The following is a 17,514-nucleotide window of genomic DNA, read 5'->3' as shown; positions in this document are numbered from 1 at the left end:
ACGGTTTCCTGAAAAACGCGTTGCAAACCGTTCATATTGAGGTGCGTAAACCTGAATGCATCGAGTCGTACAGCGCGGACAGACCGCGCCAGAAAAAGCGAAGGAGCACAAGATGACGAACGCATTCGCAAAACAGCTTGCCGGCCCCGCAGCCATCGTGGCGCTTGCCCTGGCAGCGCCCGCCTCTGCTGTGCAGATGCCAGTGCCTGCCAGCCCTAGCGCCAGCGAATATTCCTTCGCCAGCCCGCTGGGTGACCTGACCGCTGAGCACCGCAAGAAGAAGCGGCATGGCCACTGGGACGATTACGATTACGATGATCGCTATTATGGCCGCCACGATCGCCGCTATTACGGCGAGCCGGTCTATCGCGACACGCGCATCTGGCGCGGGCGCGACGGCCGCTATTACTGCCGCCGGGAAAACGGCACTACCGGCCTGCTGATCGGCGCCGGCGTGGGCGGCCTGGCCGGCAATGAACTGGCCGGGCGCGGGGACAAGGCGCTGGGTACTCTGCTCGGCGCGGTTGGCGGCGCAATCCTGGGCCGTGAGATCGACCGGAGCAATTCGCGCTGCCGCTGAGCCACTGAGTTGAATTAACGACTTGGATCGCTTCCACCAGCGGTCCCGGCACGGCCCCCACCAGGCCGTGGAAAGCGCCCCTGTGTGTCGCAGCGCAGGGGCGCTTTCAGCATTTCGGCCCGGTCACTTTTCGGTAAGGCCAACCCCGATGGTGGCGCGCGGTTGCTTCATCTCGGTGCTGGCCACCGGATAGGCGCAATAATCCGCGGCATAATAGGCGGCCGGGCGATGATTGCCCGACAGGCCCACCCCGCCAAATGGCGCGGCTGAGGATGCACCGTTGGTTGGCCGGTTCCAGTTGATGATCCCGGCCCTGACATTGGCCCAGAAGCGGTCATAATCCTGCGGGCTGCCCCCGATCAGCGAGGCTGACAGGCCAAAGCGGGTGTTGTTCGCTTCTGCAATCGCGGCTTCGAAATCCTTGACCCGGATGACCTGCAGCAGCGGGCCGAACAGTTCGACGTCAGGGCGCTCAGCCATCTCGGTCGTGTCGATGATGCCGGGGCTCAGGAAAGGCAGGTCCTCTTTGATCCGGCGCAAGTGCAGCAAGGGCTTGGCGCCATGCGCGATCAGATGGACAAAACTGCCCAGCAGGGCTTCGGCGGTGGGATTGTCGATCACCGGCCCCATGAACGGAGCAGGCTCGGCAAAAGGCTCGTCGATGATCAGCCGCCGCGTCAGCTTGATCACTTCTTCCATCAGCGGTTCGTAAAGATGGTCGAGCACGATCAAGCGCCGCGCGGCGGTGCAGCGCTGGCCCGCGCTGGTAAAGGCGGACTGTACGATCAGCACGGCGGCATCGGCCAGCAGCGGCGTATCGATTGCCACGATCGGATTGTTGCCGCCCATTTCCAGCGCGACGATCTTGGCCGGATTGGTCGCCAGCGTGCGATTGATGGCGATCCCGCCTTGCACAGATCCGGTGAACAATACGCCGTCAATGCCCTTGTGGCTGACCAGTGCCTTGCCCTCGTCGATCCCGCCGATCACCAGTTGCACGGCATCTTCGGGAATGCCCGCACGGTGGAAGCATTTGACCAGCAATTCGCCCACCGCCGGGGTCTTCTCGCTCGGCTTGAACACGATCGTGTTGCCCGCGATCAGAGCCGGCACGATATGCCCGTTGGGCAGGTGTGCGGGGAAGTTGTAGGGCCCCAGCACCACCATCACCCCATGCGGCTTGTGGCGGACGGCGGCCATACCCTGCAGTGCGCTGTCGAGCTTCTTCTTGCCGGTCCGTTCGGCATAGGCGTTGACCGAGATCTCGACCTTGTTGATGACCGATTCCACCTCGGTCCGCGCTTCCCACAGCGGCTTGCCGGTTTCGCGCGCGATAAGCCTTGCCAATTCGTCGCTGGCAGCGAGCACTTCATTGGCGAAGCGGCGCAACATCTCGATCCGGTTGGCCAAGGGACGCGCCGCCCATTCAGGCCACGCCCGGCGGGCCGCCTGGACGCAGGCATCGACGTCGCTGGCCTCGCCGCGCCAGAGTTCCGCGCCGGTGGCGGGTTCATAGGAGATATAGGTTTGGTCGCTCACTGCTGTGGCCGTGCCCTCTCTTTGGTCAAGGCGGTTAGTCGGGTAAGGCGCAAATGGGAAGCGATTTGGCGCACTTGGCCACAGGTGAGGGATTGTGGGCGGGGCATTCAGCTCGCCTTGCTCGCGATATGGCCGGCGGGTGCAGGGGCTTTGCCATGCGCTTCGCCCATGCGGCGAAGGGCGGCGATCTTGCCATGCAGCGGGCCCCAGTCGTCGCGCTCGTCGATCGCGGACCACAGTGCTTCGACCTCGTCGATCAGCATGCTCTGCGGGGCATCGTCGCGCCAATAATCATGCGCGTCATCGACCGGCGTGTAGCCTTCCAGGGCCTCGCCGAGTTCGCCAGTTGCGGCGCGCCCGCCGCGATGCGCATGGAAGAAGGCATCGGGCTGTGCCCCGGTTTCGCGCAGAGCCTTTTCGCAAGCGGCAACGAGCCGCGCGTCGGCTTCCTCGCCGCGCTGCTCTATGCCGAGCCGCCAGCACCAGCGCCGCGCGACCGCTTGCATATAGAGCGGCCCAAAGCGGTTCAGCGCGGCAATCAGCGGCTCGCTTTCCGCCAGCAGCCGCAAGGCCACCGCCAGCTGGCCGCAATTCCAATGCAATGCTTCCGGCTGGCGTCCGAAAGCATAGAGCCCGCCCTGGTCGAAATAGGCGGCGGTAAAGCCCGGGTCCCACGCCGGCAGCCAGCGCCACGGGCCATAGTCGAAGCTTTCGCCTGAAATGTTCATATTGTCAGTGTTGAGCACGCCGTGGACGAAACCCGCGACCATCCAGCCCGCGGCCAGATCGGCCAGACGCTCGACCACTTGATGCAGCAGGATCACCGCCGGTTCGCTCCGGCCCGGCGCGTCGTCGGGAGGCAGTGGTCCGGGAAATTGGGCAAGGCAATAATCGACCAGCTGCGCCATTTGGTCGCGTTCTTCCAGTGCCATCAGCCGCTGGAAGGTGCCGATGCGGATATGCCCGTGGCTAAGGCGCACCATCACGGCCGAGCGGGTGGGGGAAGGCTCGTCATTTCGCCACAGTTCCTCGCCCGTCTCGATCACGGAGAACGTCTTGGACGTGTCCACACCCAGCGCTTCGAGCATCTCTGTGGCGAGGATTTCACGCACCGCGCCCTTCAGCGTCAGCCGCCCGTCGCCCGCGCGGCTGTACGGCGTCTGCCCCGAACCCTTGGTGCCAAGATCGAGCAATCGCCCCGATCCGTCACGCATTTGCGCAAACAGGAATCCGCGGCCGTCGCCGATTTCCGGATTGTACACGCGGAACTGGTGGCCATGATATTTGAGCGCGAGCGGCTGCGGCAGATTGTCCGGCAGGGGCTCGAAACGCCCGAAATTGCGGGTCCACTGATCGTCGGCCAGATCGCCAAGCCCGACTGCCTCAGCCCAGCGCTGGTTGCGGAAGCGCAGCTCGCCGCGCGGGAAATCGGCTGCGTTGACGGGCGCACCAAGCCAGTCCGCGAGCGCCGTGATTGCCGGATCGGGGAGGTAGGGCGCGGCTGGGGGATCGCTTGGCATGGCTCCTTAGTGGGGGCTGGCGTGCAAGGCCGCAAGAGGACAGGTGCCGCATCGCGACTTGATTTCCCGCGCGAATTGGCCAAGGCCTGCAGCCACGATGAGCGCAACTTACACCGACGAGTACTGGACCAGCCCTGACGGGTTGAAACTGCACTACCGCGATTATCCGGGTCCTGACGACAGGCCGCCGGTGCTGTGCCTGCATGGGTTGACCCGCAATGCCCGCGATTTTGCGCCATTGGCAGCGCACCTTTCCGATCGCCACCGGGTGATCGTGCCCGAAATGCGCGGGCGCGGCATGAGCGAATACGCCAAGGACGCGGCAACCTATATGCCGATAACCTATGTCGCGGATCTGCTGGCGCTGCTTGAGCAATTGCAGATCAAGCGCTTCGTCTCGATCGGAACCTCGATGGGCGGCCTGATGACGATGATCATGGCTGCCGCCCATGCCGATCGGCTGGCGGCTGTCGTGCTCAACGATATCGGCCCGGAACTCAATCCGGCCGGGATCGAGCGGATTTCGGGCTATGTCGGGCATGGGCGCAGCTTCCCTACCTGGATGCACGCCGCGCGCGCCTTGCAGGAAGCGCACGGCGAATCCTTTCCCGATTTCACCATCGAGACCTGGCTGGATATGGCCAAGCGCACCATGGTGCTGGGGCAGAACGGGCGGATCGCGTTCGATTACGACATGGCGATTGCAGAGCCGTTCAACCAGCCGAGCGGCGCGGCGCCGCCCGATCTGTGGCCGGCCTTCGATGCGCTGGCAGGGGTGCCCTTGCTGGTGCTGCGGGGCGAGTTGTCGGACCTGCTTTCGGACGAGACTGTAGCAGAGATGAAGGCGCGCCACCCGGGAATGCGCGCCGTCACGGTGCCGCGTGTGGGCCACGCCCCCACCTTTGACGAGCCCGAATCGCTTGCCGCCGTCGATGCGTTGCTTGCCGGGCTGGAATGAGCGAAAAGACCGGCGGCAAAGTGCGCATACTTCACATTCTGGCGCGATTTCCCGATGGGGCTGTGGCGCAGCAATGTATCGAGGCGATCAGCGGGCTCGGCGCCGATTTCCAGCATGAATTTGCCGTTGCACAAGGCCAATCTTGCTCGCTCCCGCATATGGGCGAAGGCGTAAGTGCCCGCCTGCGGCGCGATTTTCCCACGCTGGCGGGGCGCCCTACGCCAGGCAAGCTGGTGCAATTGGCGCGCGCAATGGCGGGCTACGACCTTGTCCTGACCTATGGCTGGGGCGCGATGAATGCCGTCCTGGCACACCGCGTGTTCGGCACAAGCTTTGCGCTGCCGCCGCTGATCCATCACGAGATACTGCTGGACGACGATGAGGCGGCAGAGTTCTCCGCGCGCCGCAACTGGTCGCGCCGCCTGGCGCTGGCGACGGCGCATCGCGTGATCGTGGGCGGTCAGCCGCTTGCCGATGCAGCCGCCAGCCGCTGGCATGTGCCGCATGGAAGGATCGCGGTGATCCCGCGCGCGATCGATCCGGATGCCTACGGGGCGCCAGCGCCAAACGATGCGTTGCCCGGACTGATAAAGCGCAAGGGCGAATTGTGGGTCGGCACCCGGCTGGACGGGCAAGTGCCTGATCGTGCGGCCCATCTGATCGACGCAGTCGCGAAACTGCCTGACCAATGGCAGCTGGTCTTGATCGGCGAGCCGGCCAACCCTGAAGTCGTCCGCGCCATGGCGGCGGAGCGGGATATGAGCCATCGGGTGCATTTGGCGGGCATGCTGGGCGATGTCCCCGCCGCTTACGCGCTATTCGATCTTTATGCCGATATCGGCGGTCCGTTTTCCGATCCGCTTGGCGCTGTCCGCGCGATGGCTTCGGGCAAGGCGATCCTGGCCGAAAACGGCAGTGCAGCCGCTGCCTTGCCTTCCGCGCCGAACCGCGAGGTACTGAACCGCGCCGCGGGCGAAGCATCGCTGGAAGCCCTGTTCGATGATCCTGCGCTTTGCGCCGAAATCGGCGCGGCCAATCGTGCGCTTGCGGCCGAGCGGCTTGGACAGCGTGCCATGTTCGAGCGGTATCGCGAGATCTATCTCGGTGCTTCTCGCAGGGCAGAGTGAGGAGCCGTTCCTTCACCTCGCGTTCAACTGACGGGGGACACTGTCAACGCGGCATTGCGGTTAGCGCTCGTGCCCCCTAAAAGCCGCGCGGAAACGACCAATCAGCTTAGGAAAGAGCCAGCCAGTGGCGCTAATACCCGGTAGCGGAAAGAATTCCGAAGAAAAGAAGGCAGCGGAGGACGAAGTCATCCTGCGCGAGATCGACGATGCGGTGCGCGAGGACCAGTATCGCGAATTCGCGACCAGGTATGGCCGGCCACTGCTGGGCGTGGTCCTTGCCGGGATCCTCGCTTTCGGCGGATATCTGTTCTGGGATGCGCGCCAGGAAGCGGCGCTTGAAGCGCAGTCGGAACGGCTGGTGGCTGCGCTGGACCAGGCCGGGGCCGGAAATCTTGAAAGCGCGGATTCGAGTGCAGCGGCCCTGGCCGCTGAAAGCGAAGGCGGAACGAAAGCTGCCGCGCTGTTGATGCGCGCGGGGATTGCCATGGACCAGGGCCGCACCGCCGATGCGGTCAAGCTCTATGCGGAGGTCGCCTCCAGTTCGGATGCTCCCCCGGCACTGCGCGACCTCGCGTCGATCCGCGAAATGTCTGCCAGCTTCGATACGCGCAAGCCCGATGAAGTGATCGCGCGGCTGGAGCCGCTGGCGGTGCCCGGCAACGCCTGGTTCGGCAGCGCGGGTGAACTGGTAGCCATGGCCTATCTCGAAAAAGGGGAAACGGCACGTGCAGGAACGCTGTTTGGCGAGATTGCCCGGGCCGAAGACGTGCCTGAGACCTTGCGCACGCGCGCACGGCAAATGGCCGGGCTGCTGGGCGTGGACGCGATCGAGGACCCGGACTCCTTCATTGAAGACCAGCGCCTGCCCGGCGCCAATGCCGCAGAAGCGCGGTAACTGACCAGATTTTGAATTGGGATCGAATTGCATGATCAAGCTGAATAACATCCGTTCCATCGCCGCCGCGGCCATGCTCGGCGCGGCTCTTGCCGGATGCAGCGGGGGGCTGTTTGGCGGCGGTGACAAGAAGACGACGCCAACGCTGGGCGAGCGTGTTCCCGTCCTTTCGCGGATCGAAAGCGGCGCTACGGTCGATCCGGCACTGGCTGGTGTCAGCGTGGTTCTGCCCGCGGCGCAGGTCAATCAAGCTTGGGCACAGGCGGGCGGTTCGGCCAGCAAGTCTTATGGCCATCTGGCGCTGTCGGAATCCCCGACGCGGGTGTGGACGGCATCGGTTGCCGGGTCCACCGATCGGCGGCGCCTTGCCGCGGCACCGGTTGTCGGCGAAGGCAAGCTGGTGGCGGTGGGCACTGACGGCGTGGTCACTGCATTCGACGCCAAGACCGGCGCGCAGCTATGGCGCTACCGCATGCAGGTGGCCAGCGATCTTGCCAGCGCAGCCTTTGGCGGCGGCGCCAGCATCGATGGCGGCCGGGTCTATGCCACCAACGGCGTTGGCGAAGTGGTCGCGCTCGATGCCGATAACGGCACAGAAATCTGGAAGGTCCAGCCTGCCGGGCCGCTGCGCGGTTCGCCCACCATCGCCTTCGGGCAGATTTATGTAATGACGCAGGACAACCAGATATTCTCGCTCAACGCCAGCAATGGCGAGCTGGAATGGCAGGAAGGCGGCTCGGCCACGCAAGCGGGCGTGTTTGGCGTTGCCGCGCCTGCGGCTGGCCAGGGTTCGGTGATTGCCGGCTATTCCTCGGGTGAGCTGAGCGCCTATCGCTATGAAAATGGCCGTACGCTGTGGGCCGATGCGCTGGCCCGCACTTCGATCTCGACCGAGGTCGGCGCGCTGAGCGACATCGATGCCGATCCGATCATCGATTCCGGCCGCGTTTATGCTTTGGGGCAGGGCGGGCGCATGGCGGCTTATGAACTGCTGACCGGCCAGCGCATCTGGGAACTCAACCTCGCCGGCATCTCGACCCCGGCCATCGCGGGCGAGTGGATCTTCACGCTGACCGATGATGCGCGCCTGCTGGCGATTGCCCGCTCGACCGGGCGTGTACGCTGGATGACCCAGCTGCAGCAGTATCGCGACGAGAAGGATCGCAAGGGCCCGATCTTCTGGACCGGCCCCGTACTCGCAGGCAACCAGCTGTGGGTCGCAAGCTCGCGCGGGCTGCTCTACAAGGTCAGCACCGGCGAAGGTTCGGCGCAGCAATATCTGGATCTCAACCAGCCGATCAGCCTTCCGCCGATCGTGGCCGACAACATGATGTACATCCTCGACGATAGCGGTCGGATCAGCGCCTATCGCTGATCGGTGGGCGAAGTGCGCCAGACGCGCACTTCACTCCGTTTCAGAAGCTGTATTTGTAGACGCGGGTGATATCGCCGCCCCATTCGCCGTGATACATGTCAAGCAGGCGCTGTGCCGGCACCTTGCCGCTTTCGACGATCTCGTCGAGCGTTTCGAGGAAGCCCGTCTCGTTGTCGCCTGACGAATTGAGGCGCGCGCGGGCGTTCAGGCCCTGGCGTGAAATGGCGAGCACGTCACGCGCCAGGTCACGCAGCTTGCCGCCGCCGGGAATCTCGGCATCCAGCGCAAGCCGCGGCACATCATTGCGCAGCTTCTCGCGCTCTTCCATGGTCCAGTGGCTGACCAGGTTCCACGCTGCATCCAGCGCCGCCTCGTCATACAGCAGGCCCACCCAGAAGGCGGGCAGGGCGCAGATCCGGCTCCAAGGGCCGCCATCGGCACCGCGCATCTCAAGGAAGCTCTTGAGGCGGACTTCGGGGAAGGCGGTGCTGAGGTGATCCCACCAGTCGCTCTGGGTGGGTTTCTCGCCCGGCAGGACCGACAGCTTGCCATCGAGGAAATCGCGGAAGCTGAGGCCCGCCGCGTCGATATATTTGCCGTCGCGATAGACGAAATACATCGGCACATCGAGCATGTAGTCGACCCAGCGCTCATAGCCGAAGCCGTCTTCGAACACGAAGGGCAGCATGCCGGTGCGGTGTGGATCGGTGTCTGACCAGATATGGCTGCGATAGCTTAGGAAGCCGTTGGGCTTGCCTTCGAGGAAGGGCGAATTGGCGAACAGCGCAGTCGCCAGCGGCTGCAGCGCGAGCGAGGTGCGGAACTTCTTCACCATGTCGGCTTCGCTGGAATAGTCGAGATTGACCTGGATGGTGCAAGTCCGCAGCATCATGTCGAGGCCCATGCTGCCCACGCGCGGCATGTGCCGCAACATGATCTCGTAGCGGCCCTTGGGCATGATCGGCAGCTCTTCGCGGGTCTTGTCGGGCCACATGCCGAGGCCCAGGAAGCCGACTCCACAGGCCTCGCCGATTTCCTTGACCTGGGCCAAATGGCGGCCGGTTTCGGCGCAGGTCTGGTGCAGGTTCTCGAGCGGCGCGCCTGACAATTCGAGCTGGCCGGCAGGCTCGAGGCTGATCGCGCCGTCCGCGCCTTTCAGAGCGATGACATTCCCGCCCTCCTCCACCGGTGTCCATCCAAAACGCTGCAAATTCAGCAGCATGTCTCGGATACCGCAGGGCTCGTCATAAGACGGCGCGTGGAAATCCTGGCGCTTGTAGACCAGCTTTTCGTGCTCGGTGCCGATGCGCCAGGCCGATTTGGGCTTTTCGCCCTGTTGCATCGGCGCGACCAGCTGGTCGCGCGACTCGATGATCGGGTCGTCCGCCCCGGTTGCCTCACGCGTGCTCATATCGGTTGCCTTACGCAACCTAATGTCGTGTGGAAAGCGCTATTTATTCCAGTCACCTTGCACCCCCATCCACAGCGCGGTTGCCGCAATTGCAGCGGTTTCGCCACGCAGTATTCGCGGGCCGAGCGTGATCGGTTTCACTTGGCGATGCGCGCGCAGCAATTCGCGCTCGGTATCGTCGAAACCGCCTTCGGGTCCGATCAGCAATGCCGCTGGTCCAGTGCTGCCGGAAAAAGCCTGCGCCGCAGGCACCCCGCCCAACTCGTCAGCAAAGAACAGCGCGCGGTCCGCCGGCCAGTCACGCAGCAGCGCTTCAAGTTTCGCCGGTTCGCCCAGTTCGGGCAGGGCGGTACGGGCGCATTGCTCGGCCGCTTCGGTCACGATGGCGCGCACCCGTTCGGCATTGAGCTTGTCGGCAACGCAACGCCGCGTGATGACCGGCTGGATGCGGCGGACGCCCAGTTCGGTCGCCTTTTCCAGCACCAGGTCGAAGCGGTCCTTCTTGAGCAGCGCCGGGCACAGCCAGAAGTCCGGCATGTCTTCGCGCGGGCGCAGCCGCTCGACCGCTTCCAGTGTGACACTGCGCTTGCCCGCCTCGACCACGCGCGCGGCCCATTCGCCGGTGGCATCGTCGCACAGGATCACCGCATCGCCCGGTGCCACACGCATCACGCGCGACAGGTAATTCGCCGCGTTGCCGTCAAGCGCCACCATGGCGCCAACAGCAAGTTGCTGCGCGACGAACAGGCGCGGGGCGGAGCGTGGGGGCCAAGCGGGAGTTGCTGCCATGGCTTTGCACTAAGCGCGGGCACGGCTAGTGAGCAAGCATGAACGAACAGATCGTCCCGGATAGCGAGCATCGCGGATTGATAGCGCGCCTGCCGCAGGGCCCACGCGACTTGGCGCAGCTGGCGCGGTTCGACCGGCCGATCGGCTGGTGGCTGCTGTTCTGGCCGTGCCTGTGGGGCGTATGGCTGGCGGGGGGCCGGGCCGGAGTGGGCGCTCGCCGCCTGGTTGCTGCTGGGAAGCGTGGCGATGCGCGGCGCGGGCTGCGTCTACAATGATATCGTTGATGCCGATCTTGACCGGCAGGTGGCGCGCACCGCAGTCCGTCCGGTGGCCAGCGGGCGCGTGTCGCGCAAACTCGCGTGGGGCTGGCTTTTCGCACTATGCCTCATTGGCCTGATCGTCCTGCTGCAATTGCGCTGGCAAGCCCAGCTGGTCGCGCTCGCCAGCCTGGCGCTGGTCGCGGCCTACCCCTTCATGAAGCGGATCACCTGGTGGCCGCAGGCGTGGCTGGGCCTCGTCTTCACCTGGGGGCTGCCGGTCGGCTGGATCGCATTGCGGGCCGACAACTGGGATACGCTGGCGGCGGTCTATGCCGGCAGCGTGCTGTGGGTGGTGGGCTATGACACGATCTACGCGCTGCAGGACCGCGAGGATGATGCGCTGGTCGGCATCCGCTCGTCCGCGCTGCGGCTGGGCGGCGCCGTGCGAGGCGGGGTGGCGTCGTTCTACCTTGGTGCCGTGGTGCTGTGGGGGCTGGGCTTCTGGCTTTACCGGCCTGACTGGATTGCGTTGTTGACCCTGCTGCCGGTGGCGCTGCACCTGATGTGGCAGGTAGCGACGCTGGACCCTGATGATCCGGCCAATCCGCTCGACCGGTTCCGTTCGAACCGGTTGGCCGGCGCGCTGATGGCGGCGGCGTGCTTCATAGTGGGGAACGCTGGGGCGTAGGGCAGGAAACAGGAAATGTGCAATCTCTACCGCATGACCAAGGTGCCGAGCGAAGTTGCTCAATGGTTCGATGCGGTCGATGCGCTGGGCGGCGCGAATTTCGGCGAGGAAGTCTATCCCGGCTATCCCGGTCTGGTGGCGGCGGGCGGCGAGTTGAAGCGGATGAACTGGGGCTTCCCGCTGCAGATGAAGGGCAAGAGCGGGCAGCTGCTCAAACCCAAGCCGGTCAACAACACCCGCACCGACAAGCTCGACAGCTTCTTCTGGCGGCACAGTTTCGAGGAGCGTCGCTGCCTGATCCCGATCACTGCCTGGGCCGAAGCCGAGGGGCCCAAAGGTCGCATGACCCGCACATGGCTGTCGCTGCCGGAAACCGAGCTGTTCGCCTGCGCGGGGGTTTGGCGGCGGTCCGACGAATGGGGCGATTGCTATTCGATGGTGATGACCGATGCCGCCGGCGCTGCCGCCGACGTGCACACCCGGATGCCGGTTATCCTGGCGGCAGAGGATTACGCTGGCTGGACCGGTGGCTCACCGGTTGAGGCCCACGCATTATGCCGCCCGTGGCCAGGCGAGATCACTCTCGACCGCACCGATCAGCCGTGGGCAGGCGGCGCCGCCGCGCAGCGCAGCCTGCTTTAGCGCGCGCCTTTCCTAGTCCGCGCTGACCAACCTGCCGCCTTTCACAACCGCATCGACATCGGCGAGCTCGCCCACATCGGCCAGCGGATCGCCGTCAACCGCGATCAGGTCAGCCCAGGCGCCCGGCTTGATCACGCCGACCTTGCCCGATTGACCCAGCGCTGCGGCGGCGTTGACGGTGGCGGCACGGATCGCTTCGAGCGGGGTCATCCCGTATTCCACCATCACGCCGAACTGGCCGCCCACGTCCTCATGCGGCATCACCCCCGCATCGCTGGCGAAGACCATCTTCACGCCGGCCTTGTGCGCCTTGCGGAAATTGTCGCGCTGGATCTGCGCGATTTCGCGGTCCTTGCGCAGGTTTTCCTCCAGCACGCCGTTCGCCTTGCCGGTCGCCTGGGTGTAGTCGGTGTTGTAAATGTCCATGCTGAAATAGGTGCCGCGCTGCACGGCCAGCTTGATGCCTTCGTCATCGACCAGGCTGGCATGCTCGATCGTGTCGATCCCGGCGCGGATCGCATTCTTGATCCCTTCGGCGCCATGGGCGTGGGCCGCGGTCTTGAGTCCCCAGAAATGCGCCTCTTCAGCGATGGCGCGCAATTCCTCTTCGCGCAGCTGCGGTTGCCCGGGTTCGGTGTTGCGCGAGAACACCCCGCCGGTGGCGCAAACCTTGATCACTTCCGCGCCATATTTGCGCTGTTCGCGCACGCGCTTGCGCAGCTCTTCCGGGCTGTCGCCTACCGCAGGGCTTTTCGCATCGAAGCTGGGCGGCAGGTAGGTCTGGTCACAGTGGCCGCCGGTGGCGCCGAGTGCGTAATTGGCGTTGACGATGCGCGGGCCGGGCACCCATCCTTGTTCGATCGCCTGGTCGATCCCGGCAACGTTATAGTCGCCATCGCCCAGATTACGCACGGTGGTGAAACCGGCATTCAGCATCCGCCGCGCATTCTCGACGCCCAGCACGGTGGCAAAGCGATCGGTAAACTGCAGGTCGGAATAGCCGCCATATTCGGGCCGCCCGTCAAGATGCACATGCATGTCGATCAGTCCCGGCAGGATGGTGTGACCGGCAAGGTCGATCACCTCTGCGCCCTCTGGTGCCTTGGCCCCCGAAGTGACGCTGACGACCTTTCCGTCTTCGATCGCGATCAGCGGTGCGGCAATGTAACGTCCGGTTTCGACATCGAGCATCCGGTCACCGGTGACATAGGTGGTTTCCGCTGCGGCCGGGGCCGAGGCCAGGCTCAGGAGGGCGAGGGTAACGGCGGCGGAGATTCTGGATGCGCGCAAGTCTTTGTTCCTTCGATGGGTTTCGTCGGGTCATCTTTGACAGCACGTGCGCGATTTGCAACCGGGCCGAACATGGGTTCGCGCAGGATCGGCTCGTTCATGGCTTTTCCTCCGCATAGCTGACCACTTCGAACTCGATCCCGTCCCAGTCGAAGAAATAGAAGCGTCTTCCGGGTTCGTAGTCGTCATGGCCAAAGGGTTTCAGTCCATGAGTGATCACGGCCCGTTCGGCTGCGTCGAGATCGTCGACGGTGACGGCGACATGGTTGAGCGGAGCGCCCTTGCTGTAACCGCCCTTGACATGATCGCCGGTGTAGAAGGCGATATAATCGTGAGCGGCACCGACATGGAGCGACCAGCCGTACTTCTGGCTCGGCCCGCGCCATCGTTCTTTCCAGCCGCACAGGTCGTGCATCAGCCTGGCGCTGCGATCAGGGTCGGTAACGGAAAGATTGACGTGTTCAAGGTGGCCGGTGGGCATGAAAATTCTCCTTGTTCTCAGGCGACTAGCGGCTTGGCTGGAGGCCAACCGAATCACCCTGCTTGCCCAAGGTGCAATCTCAAGCTAACTTGAGGTCAAGGATTAAATGCGGAGTCATCCGGCTACGCATCAGGAGCGGTTACATGCACACACGCCTGCGCACTACGGACCTTCTGCCGATTGGCGAACTCGCCCGGCGGACCGGCCTCGCGGTCTCGGCGATCCGCTTTTACGAGGAAAAAGGGTTGGTCGAGCCGGTCCGCACCAGCGGCAACCAGCGGCGCTTCCTGCGCAGCGATATCCGGCGGATAAGCTTCATCCTGATCGCGCAGCAACTGGGCCTGGCCTTGTCCGAGATCGAGGCCGAGCTGGCCAAGCTGCCACATGGCCGCACGCCCACCGCGCAGGACTGGCAGGCGATCAGCCAGTCGATCCGGGACCAGCTGGACGCCAAGATCGCGCAACTTGAACGCACGCGGGATAAGCTGGACGGCTGCATCGGCTGCGGCTGCCTGAGCCTGCGCTATTGCGAACTGTTCAACAAGGATGACCATCTGGGCGCGCAAGGCCCCGGCCCGCGCCAGGTGATCGTCGAGCGCTAGTCTTCCGGGCCCAGTTCAGGATCAAGATCGCGCGGGCGGGCAAAGTGAACCAGCCTGCCTACGCTCGGCTTGAGATCGGACCATTTGTCGATGTCGAGCTCCAGCACCGCGAAAGACGCGGTCGGGAACTTGCGCGCCGCTTCGAAGAACAGTTCGTTTTCATTGGCGTGCGGCACCAGGTCGAACAGCACGTCCTGCATGCCGGGGTTGTGGCCTGAGACCAGCACACTGCGGCCTTCGCCGCCGTGATCGGCGATCGTTTCCAGGATCGTGTCCGAACTGGCGAGATAGAGCCGGTCGTCAAAGCTTACCTTGGCATCCGGCATGGCCGCTGCCATCGTCTCGCGGTTGCGCACCGCGGGGCTGGCGACGATCGCATCCCATTTGACGCCATGCTTGCGGATATAGTCACCCATCAGCGCGGCCCCCTTGCGCCCGCGCTCGTTCAGCCCGCGGTCGAAATCGCGCTTGGCCATGTCGTCCCAATCGGATTTGGCGTGACGAAAAAGACCGAGAAGTTTCACGTCAGGAGGCTTCCTCTGAGTAAGGGCCGTTGAATTCGGGCTGTGCTGCGCGATCACCCGAAACACCACTGGCGACGCGTTGTAAAGCTTCCTCAAGCGTCAAGCGGAGCACCGGCGTGCCGCGCGGGAAGGCGCTCAGCAGGCGGCTGGGGAATGCGGATGACAGCATGATGAAATGACCGGCGTCGTCCTTGCTGCGGATCAGCCGCCCGAATGCCTGTGCCAGCCGTGCGCGGATGATCCGGTCATCATAGGCGCTGCCGCCGCCTGCCAGCCGTCGCGCCTTGTGGAGGATGTCGGGGCGCGGCCAGGGCACCTGTTCCATCACCACGCAGCGCAGCGAATGGCCCGGCACGTCAACCCCGTCACGCAGCGCATCGGTGCCGAGCAGCGACGCGCGCGGATCGTCACGGAAGATGTCAACCAGCGTGCCTGTGTCGATCGGATCGACATGCTGGGCGTAAAGTGGCAACCCGGCGCGCGCGAGGCGGTCAGCGATGCGGCCATGGACCGCGCGTAGCCGCCTGATCGCGGTGAACAGGCCCAGCAGTCCGCCGCCCGAGGCCTCGATCAGCCGCGCATAGGCGCCCGCCAGCGCAGGCAGGTCTCCCTTCTTGATGTCCGTCACGATCAGCACTTCGGCCCGCGCCGCATAGTCGAACGGGCTTTCGGCGGTGGTCGTCAGCGCTGGCGCATCGAGGTGGTTCGCGCCTGAACGGGCCAGCGCGCTGTCCCATTCCGGCCCGGCCTCGCCGCGATCGGTCAGCGTGGCACTGGTCAGCATCACGCCATGCGCGGGTTCGAGCACGACCTTGGCAAAGGGCTTCATCGGGTCGAGCCAGCGGCGGTGAATGCCGATGTCGAACTCGCGCGCATCGCTGCGATCGACCGCCAGCCAATCGACGAATTCGGGGTCCGCCGGGCCGCCCAGCCGGTCTAGCAAGGCTTCCCATGCTGCCAGCGTATCGATCCGCCAGCTGAGCGAATAACGCGCCCCTTCGATCCGCGCGCGGCCTTGTGTATCGAGCCAGTCAGGCGCGTCTTCCAGCACCGCCTCGAGCCGCGTGGCGAGCTTCATCAAGGGGGCGCGGATCGCGGCGAGCGCTTCCTGCGCTTCGCCCGCCGCTTCGATCAATTCGCCGGGCAGCGAGGCGGCTTCGGTCTCGATGCCGTAGCCCGCCTCCTGTCCTCCGGATTCGTCGCGGGCATAGGTGGCGCTGCGCACCTGCGCCAGCAGCGCTTCGACCGGGCCGGACGGCGCGCCTTCGTTGAGCCGCTGGAGCCATCCGTCAGCGGGCAGGGCGTGGGCTGCCTCCACCGCCGCTTCCACGGCAATTCCGCCCGCCTCGTCATAGCTCGCAACATCGGCCAGCCGCGCCGCCAGCCCCCGGCGGCGACCGCGGTTCTTCTTTTCCGGGCCGACGATCCAGCGCCTCAGTTCGATCGCTTCCTGCCCGCTAAGCGTCGCCGCGAAGGTCGAATCCGCCGCTTCGAACACGTGATGCCCTTCGTCGAAGATGATGCGGGTGGGGCGCTGTGCGTGGTCCCGTCCGCGCGCGGCATTGACCATCACCAGCGCATGATTGGCGATGACTAGGTCGGCCTGGGCAGAGCTGCGTGCAGCGCGTTCGATAAAGCATTTCCGGTAATGCGGGCATCCGGCATAGACGCATTCGCCGCGCTGGTCGGTAAGCGCGGCAATCCCGCGCTTGCGGAACAGCGTGCCCAGCCAGCCGGGCAGATCGCCGCCGATCATGTCCCCGTCCTGGCTGAACGCCGCCCAGCGCGCCACCAGCTGCGCCAGGATCGCGGCATTGCCGGCAAAGCCGCCTTGCAGCGCATCTTCAAGGTTGAGCAGGCAAAGGTAATTTTCGCGCCCCTTGCGCACCACCACCGGCCGTGAGCCGTCCGACCGCCGGGCAGGCCAGGCGCGGCGGCTTTCCTGCCGCAGCTGGCGCTGCAGGTTCTTGGTATAGGTCGATACCCACACCGTGCCGCCCGATTGCTCGGCCCATAGCGATGCCGGGGCGAGATAGCCGAGCGTCTTGCCGATCCCGGTGCCGGCCTGCGCCAGCAGCAGGGTGCGGATTGTCGCGCCGGTCACGCGGGGCGAACACCTTGGCCGCATCGCGCGAATAGGCCCGCTGGCCCTCGCGCTTTTCGGCATCGGCGCCGGTCAGCGCATCAAGCCGCTCCAGCACCGCATCGGCTGGCAACTCCACTTGCCGCGGGGCGGGGCGCTCAGGCGCTTCTTCCCATTCGGGCAGCTTGGAAAACAGCCATTTCTCCGCGCGTTCGGGCTTCGCGATATGCGGGCTAAGCACCTGCGCCCAGGGCCAGCGCAGCCGGACAAGGTTCTGCAGCGCACTCCATGCCCCTTCGCGCTCGGCCCATTCGGCGCTTTCGCAGGTGGCGATCAGCACACCGGCGGCTGCCTGCAGCAGGGCGGGCACGTGTTCGTCACCCTGCGGCTCCTCCAGTCCCAGCGCTTCGGCCAGCCCGCGCGGCGTCGGCACGCAGAACCGCGCTGGATGGACGAAAGCGAACAGTTCCAACAGGTCGAGCCCCGACAGATCGGGATAACCCAGCCGGTTCGCCACCAGCGGCGCATTGAGCAGCAGCAGCGGGGTATCCGCCGCCGCCATGATTGCGTCACCCTTCGAAACCGTCTGCGTCGGACCGTTCGCGGTTTTGAGCCAGGTGCCCGAATGGCTGGCGTGCAGGGCGGGAAGGGGCAGGGGCGCGGTCACCGTGCTAGCGATAGAACGCAGCGCGAACAGCTGGCAAGCGCGGCAAGCCACTTATCGACCTGTCGCGCGGGACAATGCGCGCA

The 17,514-nt window shown here is 65.1% G+C and carries 14 protein-coding genes and 2 pseudogenes; 8 read left to right on the top strand and 8 right to left on the bottom strand.

Going from position 1 to position 17,514, the window contains the following annotated elements:
• The first annotated feature begins 112 nt into the window (after window positions 1–112).
• Window positions 113–580: a glycine zipper 2TM domain-containing protein gene (locus G6N82_RS03325; protein WP_241255176.1), complete on the top strand. Its 468-nt coding sequence runs from the start codon at window positions 113–115 to the stop codon at window positions 578–580.
• Window positions 581–703: 123 nt separating this feature from the next.
• Here G6N82_RS03325 and astD read toward each other — a convergent pair whose 3' ends face one another.
• Both astD and G6N82_RS03315 read right to left on the bottom strand, forming a co-directional pair.
• A complete protein-coding gene (gene astD, locus G6N82_RS03320) occupies window positions 704–2,119 on the bottom strand; it encodes a succinylglutamate-semialdehyde dehydrogenase (RefSeq protein ID WP_165193690.1) in 1,416 nt (471 codons plus the stop codon).
• A gap of 107 nt (window positions 2,120–2,226) precedes the next feature.
• Window positions 2,227–3,639: a protein adenylyltransferase SelO gene (locus G6N82_RS03315; protein ID WP_165193688.1), complete on the bottom strand. Its 1,413-nt coding sequence runs from the start codon at window positions 3,637–3,639 to the stop codon at window positions 2,227–2,229.
• 97 nt (window positions 3,640–3,736) lie between these two features.
• Here G6N82_RS03315 and G6N82_RS03310 point away from each other — a divergent pair, with 97 nt between their 5' ends.
• The 4 genes from G6N82_RS03310 to G6N82_RS03295 all read left to right on the top strand — a co-directional run bounded on the left by G6N82_RS03310 (window position 3,737) and on the right by G6N82_RS03295 (window position 7,994).
• Window positions 3,737–4,597, top strand: coding sequence for an alpha/beta hydrolase (locus G6N82_RS03310; protein ID WP_165193686.1), 861 nt, complete (start codon window positions 3,737–3,739; stop codon window positions 4,595–4,597).
• On the top strand, window positions 4,594–5,724 hold the full coding sequence (locus G6N82_RS03305) for a glycosyltransferase (RefSeq protein ID WP_165193684.1): 1,131 nt from the start codon (window positions 4,594–4,596) through the stop codon (window positions 5,722–5,724). The genes G6N82_RS03310 and G6N82_RS03305 overlap by 4 nt, the downstream gene beginning before the upstream one ends.
• A 124-nt stretch (window positions 5,725–5,848) precedes the next feature.
• A complete protein-coding gene (locus G6N82_RS03300) occupies window positions 5,849–6,619 on the top strand; it encodes a tetratricopeptide repeat protein (RefSeq protein ID WP_165193682.1) in 771 nt (256 codons plus the stop codon).
• A gap of 31 nt (window positions 6,620–6,650) precedes the next feature.
• The gene (locus tag G6N82_RS03295) at window positions 6,651–7,994 is read left to right on the top strand and encodes a PQQ-binding-like beta-propeller repeat protein (RefSeq protein ID WP_165193680.1); all 1,344 of its coding nucleotides are present in this window, start codon (window positions 6,651–6,653) and stop codon (window positions 7,992–7,994) included.
• Between the two features lie 40 nt (window positions 7,995–8,034).
• Here G6N82_RS03295 and G6N82_RS03290 read toward each other — a convergent pair whose 3' ends face one another.
• Complete coding sequence (locus G6N82_RS03290) at window positions 8,035–9,405, bottom strand: glutamate--cysteine ligase (protein ID WP_165193678.1); 1,371 nt, start codon at window positions 9,403–9,405, stop codon at window positions 8,035–8,037.
• A gap of 39 nt (window positions 9,406–9,444) precedes the next feature.
• Window positions 9,445–10,194 carry a 16S rRNA (uracil(1498)-N(3))-methyltransferase gene (locus tag G6N82_RS03285; RefSeq protein WP_165193676.1) on the bottom strand — a complete coding sequence of 250 codons (750 nt, stop codon included), beginning with the start codon at window positions 10,192–10,194 and terminating at the stop codon, window positions 9,445–9,447.
• A gap of 38 nt (window positions 10,195–10,232) precedes the next feature.
• Here G6N82_RS03285 and ubiA point away from each other — a divergent pair.
• Both ubiA and G6N82_RS03275 read left to right on the top strand, forming a co-directional pair.
• Window positions 10,233–11,142, top strand: a pseudogene (gene ubiA, locus G6N82_RS03280) (4-hydroxybenzoate octaprenyltransferase).
• A gap of 15 nt (window positions 11,143–11,157) precedes the next feature.
• On the top strand, window positions 11,158–11,784 hold the full coding sequence (locus tag G6N82_RS03275) for an SOS response-associated peptidase family protein (RefSeq protein ID WP_165193674.1): 627 nt from the start codon (window positions 11,158–11,160) through the stop codon (window positions 11,782–11,784).
• 12 nt (window positions 11,785–11,796) lie between these two features.
• On the opposite strand, the gene G6N82_RS03270 is transcribed toward G6N82_RS03275, so the two are convergent.
• Both G6N82_RS03270 and G6N82_RS03265 read right to left on the bottom strand, forming a co-directional pair.
• Complete coding sequence (locus G6N82_RS03270) at window positions 11,797–13,074, bottom strand: amidohydrolase family protein (RefSeq protein ID WP_241255175.1); 1,278 nt, start codon at window positions 13,072–13,074, stop codon at window positions 11,797–11,799.
• 97 nt (window positions 13,075–13,171) lie between these two features.
• Window positions 13,172–13,555: a VOC family protein gene (locus tag G6N82_RS03265; RefSeq protein ID WP_165193672.1), complete on the bottom strand. Its 384-nt coding sequence runs from the start codon at window positions 13,553–13,555 to the stop codon at window positions 13,172–13,174.
• A gap of 143 nt (window positions 13,556–13,698) precedes the next feature.
• On the opposite strand from G6N82_RS03265, the gene soxR reads away from it, so the two are divergent.
• Window positions 13,699–14,157, top strand: a complete 459-nt coding sequence (gene soxR, locus G6N82_RS03260) for a redox-sensitive transcriptional activator SoxR (RefSeq protein WP_241255174.1) — start codon at window positions 13,699–13,701, stop codon at window positions 14,155–14,157.
• On the opposite strand, the gene G6N82_RS03255 is transcribed toward soxR, so the two are convergent.
• Window positions 14,154–14,681 (bottom strand): histidine phosphatase family protein, encoded by a 528-nt coding sequence (locus G6N82_RS03255; RefSeq protein WP_165193670.1) that lies wholly within the window; start codon window positions 14,679–14,681, stop codon window positions 14,154–14,156. The genes soxR and G6N82_RS03255 overlap by 4 nt on opposite strands.
• A gap of 1 nt (window position 14,682) precedes the next feature.
• Window positions 14,683–17,431 (bottom strand): annotated as a pseudogene (locus G6N82_RS03250) (ATP-dependent DNA helicase).
• Between the last annotated feature and the right edge of the window lie 83 nt (window positions 17,432–17,514).

Source organism: Altererythrobacter sp. BO-6, from assembly GCF_011047315.1.
Classification (GTDB): domain Bacteria; phylum Pseudomonadota; class Alphaproteobacteria; order Sphingomonadales; family Sphingomonadaceae; genus Erythrobacter.
Note: the sequence above shows the minus strand (reverse complement) of the source record. Positions and strands in the feature narration are given on the sequence as shown.

What these genes read in the sequence shown, in the direction of transcription:
- G6N82_RS03325 (WP_241255176.1), top strand. Translation starts at nt 113, where the DNA reads ATGACGAACGCATTCGCAAAACAGCTTGCCGGCCCCGCAGCCATCGTG.
- G6N82_RS03315 (WP_165193688.1), bottom strand. Translation starts at nt 3,639, where the DNA reads ATGCCAAGCGATCCCCCAGCCGCGCCCTACCTCCCCGATCCGGCAATC.
- G6N82_RS03310 (WP_165193686.1), top strand. Translation starts at nt 3,737, where the DNA reads ATGAGCGCAACTTACACCGACGAGTACTGGACCAGCCCTGACGGGTTG.
- G6N82_RS03305 (WP_165193684.1), top strand. Translation starts at nt 4,594, where the DNA reads ATGAGCGAAAAGACCGGCGGCAAAGTGCGCATACTTCACATTCTGGCG.
- G6N82_RS03295 (WP_165193680.1), top strand. Translation starts at nt 6,651, where the DNA reads ATGATCAAGCTGAATAACATCCGTTCCATCGCCGCCGCGGCCATGCTC.
- G6N82_RS03290 (WP_165193678.1), bottom strand. Translation starts at nt 9,405, where the DNA reads ATGAGCACGCGTGAGGCAACCGGGGCGGACGACCCGATCATCGAGTCG.
- G6N82_RS03285 (WP_165193676.1), bottom strand. Translation starts at nt 10,194, where the DNA reads ATGGCAGCAACTCCCGCTTGGCCCCCACGCTCCGCCCCGCGCCTGTTC.
- G6N82_RS03275 (WP_165193674.1), top strand. Translation starts at nt 11,158, where the DNA reads ATGTGCAATCTCTACCGCATGACCAAGGTGCCGAGCGAAGTTGCTCAA.
- G6N82_RS03265 (WP_165193672.1), bottom strand. Translation starts at nt 13,555, where the DNA reads ATGCCCACCGGCCACCTTGAACACGTCAATCTTTCCGTTACCGACCCT.
- soxR (WP_241255174.1), top strand. Translation starts at nt 13,699, where the DNA reads ATGCACACACGCCTGCGCACTACGGACCTTCTGCCGATTGGCGAACTC.